Source organism: Streptomyces sp. NPDC014006 (assembly GCF_043088925.1).
Taxonomy (GTDB): domain Bacteria; phylum Actinomycetota; class Actinomycetes; order Streptomycetales; family Streptomycetaceae; genus Streptomyces.
This window is the reverse complement of the sequence record NZ_JBICAJ010000011.1, coordinates 56,654-74,334: the sequence shown is the minus strand read 5'-3', so window position 1 is coordinate 74,334 and position 17,681 is coordinate 56,654. Positions and strand designations below refer to the sequence as shown.

Genomic DNA, 17,681 nt, shown 5'->3' with positions numbered 1-17,681 from the left:
GTCACGTGCCGCTCAGCCGCCGAAGGCGAACTCCGGTGCCCCCGCCGTGAGAACGGCGTCGCTGGTGACCACCGGCCAGTGCGCGGCCAGCTCCTCCGCGACCGTCTTCAGCAGCGCGCGCACGGTCCGCTCGCCGCCGTCGTGCATCGCTTCGGTCACCACCAGGACGCGGCGGGTGTCCGGGCCGACGGCGGACCAACCGCTCTGCCGGTGGGTCCAGCGGCGGGCGTGGGCCCGGCCGGCGGAGTCGACGAACGTGACCTCGCCGGGCGCGGGATGCTCCGTGGTGCCGTCGAACGCCGTGTACACCTCCTCGCCCCGGGCGGGCCGTACTTCGAGCAGGGGAGCGGCGATCCGGTCCGCGTCGAGGGCGGCGACGGGGACGGCGTGGGCCACCGAGATCGCGTTGCACAGGTCCACCACCGGGTGGATCCGCGGCAGTCCGCCCTCCTTGCGCAGCCGCCGCAGCAGCGACTCCGCCGCGCACCGGTACTGCGTGGGCCGCAGGCCCAGCCCGGAGAAGGTGCGGCGCCAGGCCGTGATCTCCGGGAACTCGCCCTCCGGTGCCCCGGCCAGGCGGGCCGCGGCCCGCTCGGTGTGCGCGGCTGCTCGCGGGCCCGTGTCCGCACGGTCGTCGACCCCGTCGGCGTACAGCACGCCGGCGGTGAGCTGCGGGTGGGCGGACCAGATCGTGTCCGCGTGCCGGAAACGCATGCTCACGCCACCGCCAGCCGCAGGCTCAGGGCGACGAAGCAGGCCGCGAAGCCCCGGCGCATCCCCGTCAGCAGCCCGGGGTGCTGCGGCAGCCGCTTCCGCAGTGCGGCGGCGCCGAGGCCGTACGCGGTGAAGACGACGAAGGTCAGGGCCATGAACACGGCGCCCAGCCGCAGCATGGCGCGGACGTCGCCCGCCGCGACGAACTGCGGCAGGAACGCCAGGAAGAACAGGGCGGGTTTGGGGTTGAACAGGTTGACCAGAACGGCGGAGCCGATCAGGCGGGAGGTGGAGCGCGGTGCCGCCTCCGGGTCGACCACCAGCGCCGAGCGGTCGCGCAGCATCGCCCACGCCATGTACAGCAGGTAGGCGGCACCGAGGTACTTCACCACGGTGAACGCGACGGTGCCCGCGTGCAGCAGCGCGGCCAGTCCGGTCACGGCGGCGAACAGGTGCGGCAGGGTGGCGAGGGTGCAGCCGAACGCGGCCACCACGCCGGCCCGGCGGCCGTGGGTGAGCCCGGCGGCCAGCGTGTACACCACGCCGGTGCCCGGGGTGACGACCACGACCAGGGTGGTCAGCAGGAACGTGAAGCTCAAGGAAACCTCCGCGAGAAGGGCGAGGTCTCCCACCCTGTCCGCGGCTTGGCCCGCCGGACAGGGCCAAAGACGGCGCCGTTCACGGGTCCATAACCGTGGCCGTACCGGGTAGGGACGTTCACGGCGTCTAGACTCTCCCGGCAGCGGGCGTTCGTACGCACGTACGGAAGACGTCCACCGCCAGGCACGTGCTGCCAACCGAAGGGCGTTCGGCGTTTTGATACGGATGGAATCAGTCACCAAGCGGTACCCGGACGGCACGGTGGCGGTCGACCGGCTCACGCTGGAGATACCCGAGAAGGCGATCACCGTCCTGGTCGGCCCCTCCGGCTGCGGCAAGACGACGACCCTGCGGATGATCAACCGGATGGTCGAGCCCAGCGAGGGCCGCATCCTGCTGGACGGCACCGACCTCCAGCAGCAGCCGGTGCACACCCTGCGCCGGTCCATGGGATACGTCATCCAGCACGCCGGACTCTTCCAGCACCGCACGATCGTCGACAACATCGCCACCGTCCCGCGCCTGCTCGGCTGGAGCAAGGCCAAGTCCCGGGAGCGCGCCCGGGAGTTGATGGAACGCGTCGGCCTCGACGGCTCGCTCGCGCGGCGCTACCCGCACCAGCTCTCCGGCGGCCAGCAGCAGCGCGTGGGCGTCGCCCGGGCCCTCGCCGCCGACCCGCCGGTGCTGCTGATGGACGAGCCGTTCTCCGCGGTCGACCCGGTGGTCCGCAAGGGCCTCCAGGACGAACTGCTGCGCCTCCAGGACGAGCTGGGAAAGACGATCGTCTTCGTCACCCACGACATCGACGAGGCCGTCAAGCTGGGCACCATGGTCGCCGTCCTGCGCACCGGCGGCCGGCTCGCCCAGTACGCGCCGCCCGCCGAGCTGCTGTCCCACCCGGCCGACGCCTTCGTCGAGGACTTCCTCGGCGCCGACCGCGGCATCCGGCGGCTGTCCTTCTTCTCCTCCGCCGGCCTCGACCTGCTCACGGCGCCGGTCGTCGCCGTCGACGCCACCGCCGAGCAGCTCGCCGCCGCCGACGCGCCCTGTCTGCTGGTCACCGACTCCGACGGCAGGCCGCTCGGCTGGGGCGAGCCCGGCGCGCTGAGTGCCGGAAGCATCGACACGGCCCGACTGCTGCCGTACGGGCGCCCGTTCGTCGCCGGCAGCGACTCGCTGCGGGCCGCGCTGGACTGCGCCGTGCTGTCGCCGACCGGCTGGGCCGTCGCCGTGGACGACACCGGGCGCGTGCGCGGTGTCGTGTCGCAGCAGTCCATCGGGGCGGCGATCCGCGCCGCCCACGCCGAGACCTCGAGCGAGCCGAAGGCCCTGCGATGAACGGCCTGTTCGACCTGCCAAGCGACCTGCAGAACACCTACCTCGGCCTGGTCGGCATGCATCTGCGCGAGGCGCTGATCCCGGTCCTCGCCGGACTGCTGGTGGCGCTGCCCCTCGCCCAGCTGTGCGTGCGGCTGCGCTGGCTCTACCCGCCGGTGCTCGGGGTGACGACCGTGCTGTACGCCGTCCCCTCCCTCGCGCTCATCGTCTTCCTGATCGACTACACCGGCCAGAGCGAGACGACCGTGATGATCCCGCTCGGCCTCTACAGCCTGGTGGTCCTCGTCCCGGCCGTCGTCGACGGCGTCCGCTCGGTGCCACAGGACACTCTCGACGCCGCGACCGCCATGGGATTCGGGCCCGTGCGCCGCTATCTGACGGTGCAGTTGCCGATCGCCGTGCCCGCGATCCTCGCCGGGCTGCGCGTCGCGACCGTCTCCAGCATGTCCCTGGTGAGCGTCGGCATGCTGATCGGCAACCAGGGAGGCCTCGGCAACCTGCTGAACGACGGCATGACCTACCAGCAGCCCCGGCTGGTGTGGCTGTCGGTCATCGGCACCGCCGTCCTCGCCGTCCTCGCGGACGCCGTCCTCGTCGCCGTACGCCTGCTGCTGACGCCCTGGATGCCGCGCGGCACCCGCACGGTGTCCGCCGGGCCGCGGCCGGAACCGGCCGTGTCCGGGGCCGAGGAGGCCTTGCGGTGAACATCCTCCACTTCATCGACGCCTTCTTCAGCGACAGCTCGCACTGGCACGGCTACGACGGCATCCCCACCCGGCTGCGCGAGCACGTCCAGTACTCGCTCCTCGCGCTGGCGATCGCCGCCGCCGTGGGACTTCCGGCCGGCCTGCTCACCGGGCACACCGGACGCGGCGGCAACGCGCTCGCGCTGATCGCCACCGCCGCCCGCGCGCTGCCCAGCTTCGGCCTGCTCGTGCTGATGTTCATCCTGCTGGGCTTCGGACTGCTGCCCGTGATGATCCCGCTGGTGGTCCTCGCGATCCCGCCCATCCTCGTCACCACTTACGAGGCGGTGCGCTCCGTCGACCCGTCCCCGGTGGACGCGGCACGGGGCATGGGCATGCCCGAGACGGGCATCCTCTTCCGGGTCGAACTGCCCGTCGCGCTCCCGCTGATCCTCAGCGGCCTGCGCTCGGCGGCCATCCAGATCGTCTCGACGGCCACCATCGCGGCGTACGTCAGCTTCGGCGGCCTCGGCCGGTACGTCATCGACGGCCTGTACCAGCACGACTACGAGAAGGTCGTCGGCGGCGCCACCCTGGTGGCCGGACTGGCCCTCGTCACCCTCGCGCTGTTCTGGGCCGCCGGCCGCTACGCGGTGTCGCCGGGGGTGCGCCGGCGCGGCTGAGACGGCGGCACTCCAACGGGCAGCGTGACGAACGCCATTGGTAACGCAAATGCCCTTGACGGGGGAGAAGTGGCTGGATTGGATCAGTGGGTGACTACTACCGCCCAGCGCAGCAGGCCCCGCAGGACCCTCCCCGGCGCCGCCGCCGTCGTGCTCGCCGCGACGTCGGTGCTGCTGGCAGGGTGTTCCTCCGACAGCAAGGGTGACAACCCGCTCGCGGAGAACGACTCCGACGGCAAGACGGTGGTCGTCGGCTCCAACAACTTCCCCGAGTCCACGCTGCTCGCCGACATCTACGGCGAGGCCCTGCGGGCCAAGGGCATCAAGGTCACCTACAAGCCCAACATTGGCACCCGCGAGACGACCTACGGCCTGATCAAGAACGGCTCCCTCACCGTCCTGCCCGAGTACAACGGCGCGCTGCTCGCCTACCTCGACCGCAAGGCCACGCCGAAGTCGGCCGAGGAGACCACCCGGGCCATCGCGGCCAAGCTCGCCCCCGAGCTGACGCTGCTGCAGCCGTCACCCGCCGAGGACAAGGACGCGCTGGCGGTCAACTCCGAGACGGCGGCGAAGTACCACCTCACGTCCTCCTCGACCATCGCCGACCTCAAGGACATCGCGGGGGACTTGGTCGTCGGCGCCTCGCCGGAGTTCCAGAAGCGGCAGCAGGGCCTGGAGGGCCTGAAGTCGGTGTACGGCCTGGAGTTCAAGTCGTTCAAGGCGCTCGACGCGGGCGGCCCGCTGACCCAGGCGGCGCTGAAGCAGAACAACGTCCAGGTCGCGGACCTCTTCTCCACCGACGCCACCGTGCAGAAGGAGAAGTTCGTCGTCCTGCAGGACCCGAAGAACCTCTTCGGCTTCCAGAACGTGCAGCCCCTCGTCTACAGGAAGGGCCTGCCGCAGCCGGGTGCCGACGCCCTGAACGCCGTCTCCGCCAAGCTGGACACGAAGACGCTGCTGGACCTGGACGCCCAGGTCCAGCTGGACAAGAAGGACCCGCTGGACGTGGCGCAGGCGTGGCTGAAGTCGGTGCAGCTGGGCTGAGGGGCAAGCAAAACAGACCGCGCGTCCCGGTAATTCCGGCACTTCCGGCGGAAGCTGAGTGGTCCTCGGCTCACGAAGGGTTGGTTCGTGAGCGTACGGCTCGATCCCTCGCCGGTACCGAAGGCCGTGCGGTCAGGGCGAGTTGACGGGCGTACGGCCCGCGCGCCCGGCGTGCGGGCCCGGGCCCGCGGGGACTCGGCGGTCCCTGTGGGCCCCGGCGACCGGTGAGCTAGCATGTACGGGGAGTGAGTAGAACAAACGGCATGGTCCGTTCTTTTCCGTCCCCCAGGAGTGACCCGCCGATGCCGAGGCAGTTACGCGCCGAACAGACCCGCGCGACGATCCTCACCGCCGCAGCCGACCTGTTCGACCGGCACGGCTACGAATCGACGAGCCTCAGCGACATCGTCGAGCACGCCAAGGTCACCAAAGGCGCCCTCTACTTCCACTTCGCCGCCAAGGAAGATCTGGCGCACGCCATCCTGGAGATCCAGTCCGAGGCCTCCCGCAAGGTCGCGGGCGACGTCGACGGCCACGGCTATCCGTCCCTGGAAGCCCTGATGCGCATCACCTTCGGCTTCGCCCGGCTGTCCGTGGAGGGCCCGATCGCCCGGGCCGGCCTCCGGCTCGCCACCGGATCCGTCCCGGTCCGCCCCCCGCTGCGCCACCCCTTCACCGAGTGGCGCGAGCTGGTCTCCCGGCGGCTGCGCGGTGCGGTCCGCGAGTCCGACCTCCACCCGGACGTCGACATCGATGCCGTCACCCACTCCCTGGTCTCCTTTTTCGTCGGCACCCGTGTCGTCGGCCGCTCCCTGGAGCCCGTCACCCGGCTGCCCCGCCGGATGGCCGAGATGTGGCACCTGCTCATCCGCGGCCTGGTGCCCGTGCCGCGCCGCCCGCGCTATCTGACGCTCGTCTCCCGGCTGGAGCGCGAGACCGCTGCGGCCGCCGTCTGACCCCGGCCTCCCGGCCACAGCGCCGGACCGACGGCGCCCGACGGCACGGTGAGCGGCGTATACGGTTCGGCCGGGGCCCGCAGGTGCGGTGAGCGGCGTATACGGCGCGGTCGTGGGCGGAGGTGCGGTGAGCGGCGCGGCCGTGCAGCCGGAGGTGCGGTGCGCGGCGCGGCCGGAGGGCCGGAGGTACGGTGCGCGGCGCGGCCGGAGGGCCGGAGGTACGGTGAGCGGCATGCCCGACACCCCGCAGCCCCCGGAGCTGCGCGCCGACGAGCCCGGCTCCTTCCCGCACAGTGTGCTCGCCGAACGGCACCCCGCCATCATCCGGCAGGTCCGCGACTCCTTCCCGTACGGCCCCGACCTGCACGCCGCCCTCGACGCGCTGCTCGCCCAGTGCACCGACGGCGTGATCGGACCGCTCCCGTCCGACGCCCCAGACCGCGACCGCTGGCTGGCTTGGGGGCTTTCGACGTACACCGGCCGGTCCTGGTTCGAGGTGCCGTGGCTGTGGTCGGAGAGCTACTTCTACCGCCTGCTGCTGCAGACCGTCGGCTACTTCGACGACGGCCCCTGGCGTGGCATCGACCCCTTCCGGCCCGCCAAACGCGGCGAACTCGACGCCCCCGAGACCGGCGACGAACTCGCCGCCCTGGACCGGCTCGCCGACCTGGGCCGGGACGAACAGGCCACCGCCCTGCTGCACGGCTCCCTGTGGGGCAACCGAGCCGACCTGAGCTTCCGCCTCCAGACCGCCGAGGGCGCCGCCCGGGACACCACCCCGGCCCTGCTCGCCGACGACAGCGCGGCCCTGTGGGCGCTGCTCCCGCCCGGCCGCGCGGACGGCACCCTCTGCCTCGTCGCCGACAACGCCGGCCGCGAACTCGTCCCGGACCTGCTGCTGATCTCCCACCTGCTCGCCCATGGCCACGTCGCCCGGGTCCTGCTGCACGTCAAGCCGCACCCGTACTACGTCTCCGACGCCACCACCGCCGACGTCGTCGACGCCCTGCGCCGGCTCACCGCCGCTGCGGGCGCGGGCGCAGAGCACGGGCGGCGGCTGTGGCAGGCCATGACCGACGGCACCCTCACCGTGCGCGCCCACCCGTTCTCCGCCGGTCCGCTGCCGTACGCGCGGATGCCCGACGACCTGCGCGCCGAGTTCGCCGCCTGCACCCTGACCGTGGTCAAGGGCGACCTGAACTACCGCCGCCTGGTCGGCGACCGGATGTGGCCCGCCACCACCCCGTTCGCCGAGGTCACCGCCCACTTCCCGGGGCCGGTCGCCGCGCTGCGCACCCTGAAGTCGGACGTGGTCACCGGTCTCGACGCCGCCACCGTGGCCGCGCTCGACTCCGCCGAGGGGCCACGGTGGCGGACCAGCGGCACGCATGCGCTGATCCAGCTGGGGCAGTGACCCGCGTCCAGCGTGCGGCGGCGCTCAACCGGCGTGCACCGGGAGCGCCTTGATGCCGTTGATGAAGTTCGACACCAGCCGCTTCGGCGGCCCCGCCGTGTGCAGTGCGGGCAGTGTCCGCAGCACCTCGCCGTACAGCAGCCGCAGTTGCAGCCGCGCGAAGTGCGCGCCCAGGCACACATGCGGGCCGTCCCCGAAGGACACCTGCGGATTCGGGGAGCGGGCGAGGTCCAGCCGGTCGGGTCCGGCGAAGACCCGCTCGTCGCGGTTGGCGGCGGCGTGGAAGACGACCACCTTCTCGCCCGCCCGGATGCGCCGCCCTGCCAGCTCCGTGTCCCGCAGCGCGGTACGGCGGAAGGTGAGCACCGGCGGATGCCAGCGCAGCAACTCGTCCACGGCCAAGGCGAGATCGCCCTTCGGCGCGCGCAGCGCCTCGTACTGCTCCGGGTGTTCGGCGAGCGCCAGCAGGCCGCCGGGGGCCGCGCTGCGCACGGTGTCGTTGCCGGCGACCGTGAGCAGGAAGAAGAACATCTCCAGCTCCGGGCCGGTGAGTTCGGCGTCGTGGGCGAGGGCCGTCATGATGTCGTCGGCCGGATGGCGGCGCTTGAACGCGGCGAGCTGCTGGGCGTACGCGAACATGTCCCGCAGCATCGCGGGCGAGCGCGGGTTCACCGGGCGGCCCGCCGCGTCCCGCACCGACGGGCCCGCCTCGTCGGGGTCCTGGTAGCCGATGACGCGCTGCGTCCAGTGCAGGAGGAGCCCGCGGTCGCTCTCCGGTACGCCCAGCAGATCGGTGAGGTTGAGCAGCGCGTAGTCGTCGGTGACCGCCGACACCAGATCCACGGTGCCGCCGCCGGCCGGGGCCCCGGCCAGGGCCCGGACGAGCAGCTCCCGGGCCCGGTCCCGGGCGACATCCGTGAAGCGTTCGACGCGGCCCGGTGTGAACGCCCGGCTGACCAGGCGGCGCAGCCTGCCGTGGCGCGGCGGGTCCTGGTTGAGCATCATCCGCCGGATGAACGGCAGATCCCCGGGGTCGGGATCGCGGATCTGGGTGGCGCCCAGGTGCGAGGAGTACGTCGTCGCGTCCCTGAGCACCCGCACCACGTCCGCGTGCCGGGTCACCGCCCAGAATCCTGGGCCCGCGGGCCAGCCCAGCACCTCCGGCTCGGCCTGCCAGGCCACCGGGTGGTGGTCGCGCAGCACGCGGTAGGCGGCGTACGGCACGCCGTCGGCGTACTGCCGCGGGTCGAACACGTCGGGCACGGGCGGGGCGGTGGAGGCGGTCATGCGGCCTCGCTCTCGCCGGCCGTCTCCGGGGCATGTGGGGCGTTCTCCTGGTCCCGGGCGGCCCGTCCGGTGGGGAACGGCACGTCGGCGCCCCGCGCATCGCCGTGGCCGCGCAGCTCGTGCGGGAGCGTGAACGTCGTCATGCGACCACGGTGCACCGCGGCCCGCACGGCGTCCAGGGGCCGGAAGGGGCTCCCGCAGGGGCCCGTTCGGGGCGGTTCGACGCTGTTCGGGCCCGAGTTCACGCGATGGTGTGATCACGTCCGCCCCTCCGGATGCGCTCCGACGGCCCTGGGTAGGGCCCCGGCCATGACGCAGCCGTTCGAACTCCCGCACTTCTACATGCCGTATCCCGCGCGGCTGAACCCGCATCTGGAGGAGGCCCGCGCCCACTCCACGCAGTGGGCGCGCGAGATGGGCATGCTCGAGGGGTCCGGGGTCTGGGAGCAGTCCGACCTCGAAGCGCACGACTACGGGCTGCTCTGCGCCTACACCCACCCGGACTGCGACGGGCCCGCCCTGTCGCTGATCACCGACTGGTACGTGTGGGTGTTCTTCTTCGACGACCATTTCCTGGACATGTTCAAGCGCACCCAGGACCGCGCCGCCGGAAAGGCCCACCTCGACCGGCTGCCGCTGTTCATGCCGCTGGAGCCCGCCACGGACGTGCCGGAGCCGGAGAACCCCGTGGAGGCGGGGCTCAAGGACCTCTGGCAGCGCACCGTGCCGTCCATGTCGGCCGGCTGGCGGCGCCGCTTCTCCGTCGCCACCGAGCACCTGCTCAACGAGTCGATGTGGGAGTTGTCCAACATCAACGAGGGCCGTATCGCCAACCCGGTCGAGTACATCGAGATGCGCCGCAAGGTGGGCGGCGCGCCCTGGTCGGCGGGGCTCGTGGAGTACGCGACGGCCGAGGTCCCGGCGGCGGTGGCGCGCGCCCGGCCGCTGCGGGTGCTGATGGAGACCTTCTCGGACGCCGTGCACCTGCGCAACGACCTCTTCTCCTACCAGCGCGAGGTGGAGGACGAGGGCGAGAACAGCAACGGCGTCCTCGTGCTGGAGACTTTCTTCGGCTGTACGACCCAGGAGGCCGCGGAGACCGTCAACGACATCCTCACCTCGCGACTGCACCAGTTCGAGCACACCGCGCTCACCGAGGTGCCCGCGCTGGCCCTGGAGCACGGGCTCGGTCCGGCCGAGGTCGCGGCCGTCGCCGCCTACACCAAGGGGCTGCAGGACTGGCAGTCCGGCGGCCACGAGTGGCACATGCGCTCCAGCCGCTACATGAACAAGGGAGCCCGGACCGACTCGCCGTGGCAGGCGCTCACCGGGCGCGGCACCTCCGCCGCCGACGTCGGCGCGCTGCTCGCCTCGGCCGCCCAGGACCGGCTGCGCGCCTACCGGAACGTGCCCTTCCAGAATGTCGGTCCGTCCCGCATCCCGGACCTGTACATGCCCTTCCCGCTCGAACTCAGCCCGCACCTGGACGGCACACGCGCGCGCCTGGCCGACTGGTGCCGGGAGATCGGCATCCTGAGCGAGGGAGTGTGGGACGAGGACAAGCTCCGCGCCTACGACCTCGCCCTGTGCTCGGCCGGCCTCGACCCGGACGCCACCCCCGAAGCCCTCGACCTCAGTTCCTGCTGGCTCGCCTTCGGCACCTACGGCGACGACTACTACCCGCTGGTCTACGGCCACCGCCGCGACCTGGCCGCCGCCCGCCTCACCACGGCCCGGCTGTCCGCGTGCATGCCCGTCGACGGCGAGGAACCGCTCGTCCCGGCCAACGCCATGGAACGGGCCCTGATCGACCTGTGGGCGCGCACCACGGCGGGGATGACCGCCGAGCAGCGGCGCATCCTGAAGGCGTCCGTCGACGTGATGACCGAGAGCTGGGTGTGGGAGCTGTCGAACCAGCTGCAGAACCGCGTCCCCGACCCCGTCGACTACCTGGAGATGCGCCGCCAGACCTTCGGCTCCGACCTCACCCTCAGCCTGTGCCGCATGGGGCACGGCCCCGCCGTGCCGCCCGAGGTGTACGCCGGCGGACCGGTCCGCTCCCTGGAGAACGCCGCCATCGACTACGCCTGCCTGCTCAACGACGTCTTCTCCTACCAGAAGGAGATCGAGTACGAGGGGGAGATCCACAACGCGATCCTTGTCGTCCAGAACTTCTTCGGCTGTGACTACCCGCAGGCGCTCGGAGTGGTCCACGACCTGATGACCCGGCGCATGGAGCAGTTCGAGCACGTGGCCGCGCACGAACTTCCCGTGCTGTACGACGACTTCGCCCTGTCCGGGGAGGCCCGCGCGGCCATGCAGGGGTATGTCACCGATCTGCAGAACTGGATGGCCGGCATCCTCAACTGGCACCGCAGCGTGGACCGCTACAAGGCCGAGTGGCTGGCCCGCCGCGCCCACGGCTTCCTGCCGGACCGCGCGCCCGCCGTGCCCGCCCTGACGCTCGGCTGACGGGCCCGCGCCTGCTTCTCCCGCTCGGCCGCTCGGCTGACGGCCCGCGCCCGCGCGCACCCGGCCGCTCGGCCACCAGCGGCCCCTGTGCACCCAGCCCCGCGGCCCAGCCGACGGCCGGCCCCGGTGCACCCCGCCCTGAGGCTCAGCCGGCGACCGGCACCTGCGGCGCGCGGCGCACCCGCTCCGCCAGGCGGTCGCGTATCGAGCGGGCGGCCGCCCGCTCCTGCGGGGTGTCCTGCAGCGCGGTGTACAGGTGCTGGGCGCGCAGCGCCTGGGGGAGGTCGCCGAGGTGCTCGAACTCCTCGGCGAGCTCCCGCAGCGGGGAGGTGTCCAACTGCCCGGGCGCCCCCGGTATGCCCAGCAGGCTCTGGTTCATTTCGATCGCGTCCAGGCGGCGGATGAGGGCCACCCGCACCGCCTCCGTGCGGCCCTGCGCCAGGGCCGGACGGGTCCAGGTCGCCGCCGGCTGCGCGGCCGGTTCCGCGAACCCGCCCGCGTCGACGCCCAAGTACTCCCACAGCGGCGGAAGGTCGTCGTGGTCGTGGAGGAACCGGTAGGCGTTCAGCTCACGGGCGTTGAGCAGCACGTGGTCGGGTTCGGTGCGCATCAGCGCCCGGTGCAGCATGCCCACCAGCTCCATCGGTGTGCGGCGCGGCAGGCCGAGTCCGGCGAGCAGCTCCTCGCGCTCGTCGTCGATGCCGTAGTGCTCGCGGATCTCCTCCTCGACCTCGGCCTTGCGCGCGAGGATCCGCTGCGCGCCGTCCCCGGGCGTCAGATCCGCGAACGCGCCCCAGTCGGCCAGTCCGACGACCACCTCGAGCGCCTCGTCGACACTCGTGCCGATCAGGCACGCGCCGCCCTCGGAATCGGCGTGCAGCACACAGCCGTCGGCGCACACGAAGTAGGTGCCGCCCGTGTCGTCCCCGGCCACCGCGGTCAGGGGACCGCCCGAGGCCAGCCGCACCGGCTCCACATGACAGTGGGCCGCCCGGTCCACGTCGAAGTCGAAGGCAGAGGCGGCCAGTTCGGCCAGGCGCGGGTCGTCCCGCAGCTTCCGCAGCGCGTGATCGATCATGTCACAGAACGTAACAGGGCCCACTGACAACGCCGGTCGGCGTGACGCTGCGCGGCCGCCGCGCCGGTCACCGGATCTTCTCGTCCGGAATGGGGTGTTCAGGGAACTTCGGCCGCGTTCGGGGAGTCTTCCAGGGTGAGGGGAACAGACGACAGAACACGGGGGTGTTCACCTTGACCGACCTCGTCGACCAGACGATCACGGCGAGCGAGAAGAAAGAGGACGAGGCTCCGGCACCGGCTCCGGCCGAACTGACGCCGTACGTCGCGCCGCTGCCCGTCCCGCCCGTCCTGCGCCCGGCCACCGGCGACGTCCTGCGCGAGACCGAGATCGCCCTGCGTCCCACCTGGGTGCGCCTGCACCCGCAGCTGCCACCCACACTGATGTGGGGCTACGACGGGCACGTGCCGGGACCGACCATCGAGGTGCGGCGCGGACAGCGGATCCGTATCGCCTGGACCAACCGCATACCGAAGGACAGCGAGTACCCGGTCACGTCGGTGGAGGTGCCGCTGCGCACCGACGGTCGCCCGCCCGCGACCACCGAACCCGGCCGCGAGGGCGTGGAGCCGAACAAGGACGTCGCCGCCCTGCCCGCCTGGTCGGTCACGCATCTGCACGGCGCGCAGACCGGCGGCGGCAACGACGGCTGGGCGGACAACGCCGTGGGCCACGGCGACGCCCAGCTCTCCGAGTACCCGAACGACCACCAGGCGGTGCAGTGGTGGTACCACGACCACGCCATGAACATCACCCGGTGGAACGTGATGACGGGCCTGTACGGCACCTACCTGGTCCGTGACGACGAGGAGGACGCCCTCCATCTGCCATCCGGTGACCGGGAGATCCCGCTGCTGCTGGCCGACCGCAACCTCGACACCGACGAGGACGGCCGCCTCAACGGCCGGCTGCTGCACAAGACGGTGATCGTGCAGCAGAGCAACCCGGAGACCGGCAAACCGGTGTCCATCCCGTTCACCGGCCCGTACACCACGGTCAACGGCCGCATCTGGCCGTATGCCGAGGTGGACGCCGCCTGGTACCGCTTCCGGCTGGTCAACGCCTCCAACGCGCGCATCTACGACCTCGTCCTCGTCGACGAGGACGGCACGCCGGTGCCGGGCGTCGTGCACCAGATCGGCAGCGACGGCGGGCTGCTGCCGCGCCCGGTGCCGATCGACTTCGACGTGACGCTGCCCACCCTGACCGCCGCGCCGGCCGAGCGGTTCGACCTGCTCGTCGACTTCCGCGCACTGGCCGGCCGGACGCTGCGCCTGGTGAACAAGGGCCGCAACCAGCCGCCGGGCGTGAGCGACCCGGCCGGTGACGTGCGCTACCCGGAGGTGATGGAGTTCCGTGTCCGCGAGAGCTGCGAGCCGGACGCCTTCGAACTGCCCGAGGTGCTCTCCGGCTCCTTCCGCCGCCTCACGCACGACATCCCGCACGGCCACCGCCTGATCGTGCTGACCCCGCCCGCCACCAAGGGGGCCGGCGGCCACCCGGAGATCTGGGAGATGACCGAGGTGGCCGACCCGTCCGGGCTTCAGCTCCCCGCCGACGGCGTCCTCCAGGTCACCGGAGCCGACGGCACCACGAAGACGTACCGGCGCACGGCGCGCACGTTCAACGACGGGCTCGGCTTCACCATCGGCGAGGGCAGCCACGAGCAGTGGAGCTTCCTCAACCTCGCCCCGATCGTGCACCCGATGCACATCCACCTGGCGGACTTCCAGATCCTCGGCCGCGACGCCTACGACATCTCCGGCTTCGACCCGGCGGTGGGCGGCACTCGCACGCCGATCCGGTTCGACGCGGGCCGGACGATCCCCCTCGCGCCCAACGAGAGGGGCCACAAGGACGTCTTCCGGGTGCCCGGCGGCCAGATACTGCGCGTCATGGGCCGGTTCGACGGGGCGTACGGCCGGTTCATGTACCACTGCCATCTGCTGGAGCACGAGGACATGGGGATGATGCGGCCGTTCGTCGTCATGCCGCCCGAGGCGCTGAAGTTCGACCACGGTGGTGCCCACGGCGGGCACGGAGAGGGGCACACCGGGTGAGGCGCGCCCTCAGGGGGCCCGCGCGTCACGCGGGTTGACGGGCCCCGCGTGCCGCGTGATCGACCGCGGCTCGCGCCAGTCCCCGGATCATCGGGTGCGGGCGCGAGCCGTCGCCGGACAGCTCCGGCTGGAAGAGGGACGCCAGGAAGAAGGGATGGCCCGGCAGTTCGGCCATGCGGACCTGCCCCTGCGCGTCGCGCCCGCTGAAGCGCAGCCCGTGCTCCCGCAGGGTGTCGAGGTGCCGGGACGGGCCGTAGTGGCAGGAGTAGCGCTCCACGGTCCGCTCCGCGCCGATCATCGTCTGGGCGAGCGACCCCTCCTCCAGTACGACGGTGGCCTCATGGCCGGCCAGTGAGCAGGCCAGCGGCTCGATGAGGAAGTCGTCGGCGTCGGGGTCGTTCTCCGCGTGCGCCACGCCGGTCAGCCCGCAGGCGCCCCGGGCGAACTCCAGCAGCGCGTGCTGGAAGCCGCCGCACGTGCCGAGGAACGGGATGCCCTCCGTACGCGCGGTGCGGATCGCGGCGAGGACACCCGCCTCGCTGCGGTACGGGCTGCCCGGCACCACCCACACGGCGTCGAAGCCGCGCACGGCGCCCTCGGCCTCCGCGTCCTGCGACGGGATCCAGTAGGCGTCCAGGACGAGCCGGTCGTGCGTGGCGAGCGCGTGCAGCAGCTCGGGGATGCGGGTGTGCGAGACGACGTCGGGGGAGCGGTCGCCGACCAGGGCGACCTTCGCTACAGGGCTGATCGTGTCGGTCATGGGCCTCATCCTGGGCGCGCGGCCTCGTTCACGTCCAACGATGATCCCTGCATCGTCCATAAGGAACGCTGATGCCATGCTGGCGCCATGGACCCGCACCTGCTGCGCACCTTCGTCGCCGTCGCGCGCCTGGCCTCCTTCTCCGACGCGGCCCGCGAGCTGGGCTACACCCAGTCGGCCGTCTCCCAGCACATCGCGGCGCTGGAGCAGGACCTCGGCGCGCCACTGCTCACCCGCCGGCCCGTCGCCCCGACCGCGGCCGGGGAGCGGCTGCTGGAGCACGCGGCCTTGCTCCTGCTGCGCCTGGACGCCGCCCGCGCCGACGTGGCCCGCATCGCTGCCGCACCCGACCAGGGACTGACCCTCGCGGCCACGGCCACGGCGCTGGGGCCGGCCGTCGTGGCGGCCCTGCCGAGCGCGGGCGTCACCGTCAAGGTGCTGCCCCGCGACGAGGTCCCCGCCGCGGTCGCCACCGGCGCGGCGGACCTGGGCCTGGCCGACGGCCTCGCCGCGCCCAGCGACCCGCTCCGCCTGCCCGACGTGGCACCCCTGAGGGGGTACGGCGTCGGGGAGGAGCCGGTGTGCGTGCTGTTGCCCGCGGCGCATCCGCTGGCCCGCCGCCCCCAGGTACGGCTCGGCGACCTCGCCGACGCGCGCTGGCTGGACGCCCCGGACGCGGGCCTGCCGCTCGCCCCACTGCGGGCCGCGCACGGCGGCCACGGCTTCCGCCCGTCCCTGCGCTACGAGGGCACCGACGTGCGCGCCCTGACCGCGCTGGCCGCCGCCGGGCACGGCCTGACGCTGCTGCCCCGCACGGCGGCCGAGGCCGTGCCCGGCGCGGTCGCCGTACCGGTGGGCAGCCCCCGGCTCGTGCACCGGACGGAACTGCTGTTCACGGGCCCGCCCCGAGGCGCGGCGGCGGCCCTGGCGGACGCCCTCGGGACACAGCCGTGAGCCGGCGCGACCGCGGCCCGGGCGGCCTGTCCCCTCACCGTTGACGGCCGGTCAGTCTCACTCGTTCGTGGCACGTTCCGCGCCGGTGCGCCGGGTAGGTCACCGGCCGGAGGCGAACCATGGAAGACACTGCGTTGTGTCCCAAGCCGATGCCGTGCCGTGATCCCGGCGGTGCCCGCCCCGCGGGGCAGCCCGGCGTCCGCACGCCGCGCGGCGCCGCGGCCGGCGACTCACCACCTGGCTGCTCGGCCTGCTCGTCGGAGCGGTCCTGGTCCTGACCGGCGTCGGGCTCGGCGCCGTCGGCGCCACCGTGACCGGCCTGAGCGAACTCGCCGAGCTGCAAGGACACACCGCAACGCCCGGCTCCGCCCCGTCCTTCGGGAAAGCCCCTCCCACGGCGCCGCGAGCCCGGCCCCACGCCCGCCGGAGCCCCGGCCCGGTACGGGCTTCACTCGGCGCGGAGGTGATGGACGGTGAGAAGCCGGGCGCCCTCGTCGTCGGCGTGCACGTCCCCGGCCCCCGGCTACACGGCCGGCCTGGCCCGCGGCGACATCGTCCTCGCCGTGGGCCAGAGCCGCGTCGACTCCGCCGCCGACCTGGGCCGGGCCGTCGCCGCGGCGACGGCCCGGCGCACCGGTCGTGCTGACGGTGCGCCACCGCAGCGGCGGCTACCGCAGTTGACCGCCGTACCGGGAGTTGTCACCTGACCACGCGGAAGTGGCTGGTGAGCCGCCCTGCGTCGTCCAGCACATGGAAGGCCAGGCCGACCGGGGCGTCCCGGTCGGCCACCTGCTCGCCCTCCCAGGGCAGCCGCAGCGTCCACGTCACGCCCGGCCCGACGACCAGCGGCCGCCCGGCGAAGGTGGTGGCGGCCGCCGAGTGCGCGTGCCCGGTGACGAGGCCGGCGATCTCGGGCCGCCGCTCCATCAGGGCGGCCAGCGCCTGCGGCCGGCCCAGCCGGTAGGAGTCGGGCAGCGGGTGGTGCAGCGCGACGGGCGGGTGGTGGAAGGCGAGCAGGACCGGAAGGCGCCCGCCGAGTTCGTCGAGCGTCGCCTCGATCCAGTCGTACGTCGCCGCCTCCAGCGCCCCGTCGTCCCGCCCAGGAATGCTGGAGTCGCACATCAGCACGGCGCCCCCGGCGAACACGCGCACGCTGTTGATCGGTTCGCCGGACGCGGGCAGCCCCAGCAGGGCCTTGCGGTAGGCGGCGCGGCGGTCGTGGTTGCCGGGGCAGGTGAGCACCGGGACGGGTGCCGAGCCGTCGTGCAGGCCCAGGACGCGGGCCGCCTCCTCGTACTCGGCTTCGGCCCCGTGGTCCGCGATGTCCCCGGTGACCAGCAGGGCGTCCACCCGGCCCGGCAGCTCCCAGAGCCGGTCGCGCACCTGCTCGGCGCGGCGCGTGGCCCGGGCGGTCCCGTCGAGATGCAGATCGCTGATGTGTGCGAGTACCAGCACGGCCGTACGTCCTCCCCCATGAAATCTAATGGTGTTCCGGCATCGAAACATTAGAGGCAACGGTGGGGCAACGGGTCGCCGTTGGTCACGGGTGGGGAAACCGGCTCGCGTGGCCACGGCGGGGCGGGCAGGATGCTGGCAGGCCAGAGTGATCCTTCCGGGAGTCCGGGCCGGGAC

At 72.9% G+C, this 17,681-nt stretch carries 16 protein-coding genes and 1 pseudogene; 10 read left to right on the top strand and 7 right to left on the bottom strand.

Annotated elements, in window-relative coordinates:
• Positions 1–12: 12 nt before the first annotated feature.
• Both ACF1GV_RS31680 and ACF1GV_RS31675 read right to left on the bottom strand, forming a co-directional pair.
• Entirely contained in the window at positions 13–714 is a 702-nt protein-coding gene (locus ACF1GV_RS31680) for a B3/4 domain-containing protein (RefSeq protein ID WP_391687506.1), read from the bottom strand.
• Between the two features lie 2 nt (positions 715–716).
• On the bottom strand, positions 717–1,313 hold the full coding sequence (locus tag ACF1GV_RS31675) for a LysE family translocator (RefSeq protein WP_391687503.1): 597 nt from the start codon (positions 1,311–1,313) through the stop codon (positions 717–719).
• A 217-nt stretch (positions 1,314–1,530) separates the two neighbouring features.
• Here ACF1GV_RS31675 and ACF1GV_RS31670 point away from each other — a divergent pair, with 217 nt between their 5' ends.
• The 6 genes from ACF1GV_RS31670 (at position 1,531) to ACF1GV_RS31645 (ending at position 7,438) form a co-directional block, all read left to right on the top strand.
• On the top strand, positions 1,531–2,652 hold the full coding sequence (locus tag ACF1GV_RS31670) for an ABC transporter ATP-binding protein (RefSeq protein ID WP_391687500.1): 1,122 nt from the start codon (positions 1,531–1,533) through the stop codon (positions 2,650–2,652).
• Positions 2,649–3,356 (top strand): ABC transporter permease, encoded by a 708-nt coding sequence (locus tag ACF1GV_RS31665; RefSeq protein WP_391687497.1) that lies wholly within the window; start codon positions 2,649–2,651, stop codon positions 3,354–3,356. The genes ACF1GV_RS31670 and ACF1GV_RS31665 overlap by 4 nt, the downstream gene beginning before the upstream one ends.
• A complete protein-coding gene (locus tag ACF1GV_RS31660) occupies positions 3,353–4,021 on the top strand; it encodes an ABC transporter permease (protein WP_391687494.1) in 669 nt (222 codons plus the stop codon). Before ACF1GV_RS31665 ends, ACF1GV_RS31660 begins: the two co-directional genes overlap by 4 nt.
• A gap of 90 nt (positions 4,022–4,111) precedes the next feature.
• Positions 4,112–5,068: an ABC transporter substrate-binding protein gene (locus tag ACF1GV_RS31655; RefSeq protein ID WP_391687491.1), complete on the top strand. Its 957-nt coding sequence runs from the start codon at positions 4,112–4,114 to the stop codon at positions 5,066–5,068.
• Between the two features lie 302 nt (positions 5,069–5,370).
• Complete coding sequence (locus ACF1GV_RS31650) at positions 5,371–6,024, top strand: ScbR family autoregulator-binding transcription factor (RefSeq protein WP_391687488.1); 654 nt, start codon at positions 5,371–5,373, stop codon at positions 6,022–6,024.
• 232 nt (positions 6,025–6,256) lie between these two features.
• Positions 6,257–7,438: a damage-control phosphatase ARMT1 family protein gene (locus tag ACF1GV_RS31645; protein ID WP_391687485.1), complete on the top strand. Its 1,182-nt coding sequence runs from the start codon at positions 6,257–6,259 to the stop codon at positions 7,436–7,438.
• 24 nt (positions 7,439–7,462) lie between these two features.
• Here ACF1GV_RS31645 and ACF1GV_RS31640 read toward each other — a convergent pair whose 3' ends face one another.
• Positions 7,463–8,725 carry a cytochrome P450 gene (locus ACF1GV_RS31640; RefSeq protein WP_391687482.1) on the bottom strand — a complete coding sequence of 421 codons (1,263 nt, stop codon included), beginning with the start codon at positions 8,723–8,725 and terminating at the stop codon, positions 7,463–7,465.
• On the bottom strand, positions 8,722–8,868 hold the full coding sequence (locus tag ACF1GV_RS31635) for a hypothetical protein (RefSeq protein WP_391687479.1): 147 nt from the start codon (positions 8,866–8,868) through the stop codon (positions 8,722–8,724). Before ACF1GV_RS31635 ends, ACF1GV_RS31640 begins: the two co-directional genes overlap by 4 nt.
• A gap of 166 nt (positions 8,869–9,034) precedes the next feature.
• Between ACF1GV_RS31635 and cyc2 the strand changes: the two genes are divergently transcribed.
• Complete coding sequence (gene cyc2, locus ACF1GV_RS31630) at positions 9,035–11,197, top strand: germacradienol/geosmin synthase Cyc2 (protein WP_391687476.1); 2,163 nt, start codon at positions 9,035–9,037, stop codon at positions 11,195–11,197.
• A gap of 145 nt (positions 11,198–11,342) precedes the next feature.
• Here the strand turns inward: cyc2 and ACF1GV_RS31625 are convergent, their stop codons facing one another.
• A complete protein-coding gene (locus tag ACF1GV_RS31625; protein ID WP_391687473.1) occupies positions 11,343–12,275 on the bottom strand; it encodes a hypothetical protein in 933 nt (310 codons plus the stop codon).
• A 197-nt stretch (positions 12,276–12,472) separates the two neighbouring features.
• Here ACF1GV_RS31625 and phsA point away from each other — a divergent pair, with 197 nt between their 5' ends.
• Positions 12,473–14,335, top strand: coding sequence for an O-aminophenol oxidase PhsA (gene phsA, locus ACF1GV_RS31620; protein WP_391688012.1), 1,863 nt, complete (start codon positions 12,473–12,475; stop codon positions 14,333–14,335).
• A 25-nt stretch (positions 14,336–14,360) separates the two neighbouring features.
• Here the strand turns inward: phsA and ACF1GV_RS31615 are convergent, their stop codons facing one another.
• The gene (locus tag ACF1GV_RS31615) at positions 14,361–15,095 is read right to left on the bottom strand and encodes a hypothetical protein (RefSeq protein WP_391687470.1); all 735 of its coding nucleotides are present in this window, start codon (positions 15,093–15,095) and stop codon (positions 14,361–14,363) included.
• 87 nt (positions 15,096–15,182) lie between these two features.
• Between ACF1GV_RS31615 and ACF1GV_RS31610 the strand changes: the two genes are divergently transcribed.
• Positions 15,183–16,049 (top strand): LysR family transcriptional regulator, encoded by an 867-nt coding sequence (locus tag ACF1GV_RS31610; protein ID WP_391687467.1) that lies wholly within the window; start codon positions 15,183–15,185, stop codon positions 16,047–16,049.
• Between the two features lie 119 nt (positions 16,050–16,168).
• Positions 16,169–16,756, top strand: a pseudogene (locus ACF1GV_RS31605) (PDZ domain-containing protein).
• On the opposite strand, the gene ACF1GV_RS31600 reads toward ACF1GV_RS31605, so the two are convergent.
• Positions 16,749–17,504: a metallophosphoesterase gene (locus ACF1GV_RS31600; RefSeq protein ID WP_391687464.1), complete on the bottom strand. Its 756-nt coding sequence runs from the start codon at positions 17,502–17,504 to the stop codon at positions 16,749–16,751. The pseudogene ACF1GV_RS31605 and the gene ACF1GV_RS31600 overlap by 8 nt on opposite strands.
• Positions 17,505–17,681: the final 177 nt, after the last annotated feature.

Coding starts and splice junctions, on each gene's coding strand:
- ACF1GV_RS31665 (WP_391687497.1), top strand. CDS start 2,649: ATGAACGGCCTGTTCGACCTGCCAAGCGACCTGCAGAACACCTACCTC.
- ACF1GV_RS31650 (WP_391687488.1), top strand. CDS start 5,371: ATGCCGAGGCAGTTACGCGCCGAACAGACCCGCGCGACGATCCTCACC.
- ACF1GV_RS31645 (WP_391687485.1), top strand. CDS start 6,257: ATGCCCGACACCCCGCAGCCCCCGGAGCTGCGCGCCGACGAGCCCGGC.
- ACF1GV_RS31625 (WP_391687473.1), bottom strand. CDS start 12,275: ATGATCGATCACGCGCTGCGGAAGCTGCGGGACGACCCGCGCCTGGCC.
- ACF1GV_RS31635 (WP_391687479.1), bottom strand. CDS start 8,868: ATGACGACGTTCACGCTCCCGCACGAGCTGCGCGGCCACGGCGATGCG.
- ACF1GV_RS31615 (WP_391687470.1), bottom strand. CDS start 15,095: ATGACCGACACGATCAGCCCTGTAGCGAAGGTCGCCCTGGTCGGCGAC.
- ACF1GV_RS31610 (WP_391687467.1), top strand. CDS start 15,183: ATGGACCCGCACCTGCTGCGCACCTTCGTCGCCGTCGCGCGCCTGGCC.
- cyc2 (WP_391687476.1), top strand. CDS start 9,035: ATGACGCAGCCGTTCGAACTCCCGCACTTCTACATGCCGTATCCCGCG.
- ACF1GV_RS31680 (WP_391687506.1), bottom strand. CDS start 714: ATGCGTTTCCGGCACGCGGACACGATCTGGTCCGCCCACCCGCAGCTC.
- ACF1GV_RS31640 (WP_391687482.1), bottom strand. CDS start 8,725: ATGACCGCCTCCACCGCCCCGCCCGTGCCCGACGTGTTCGACCCGCGG.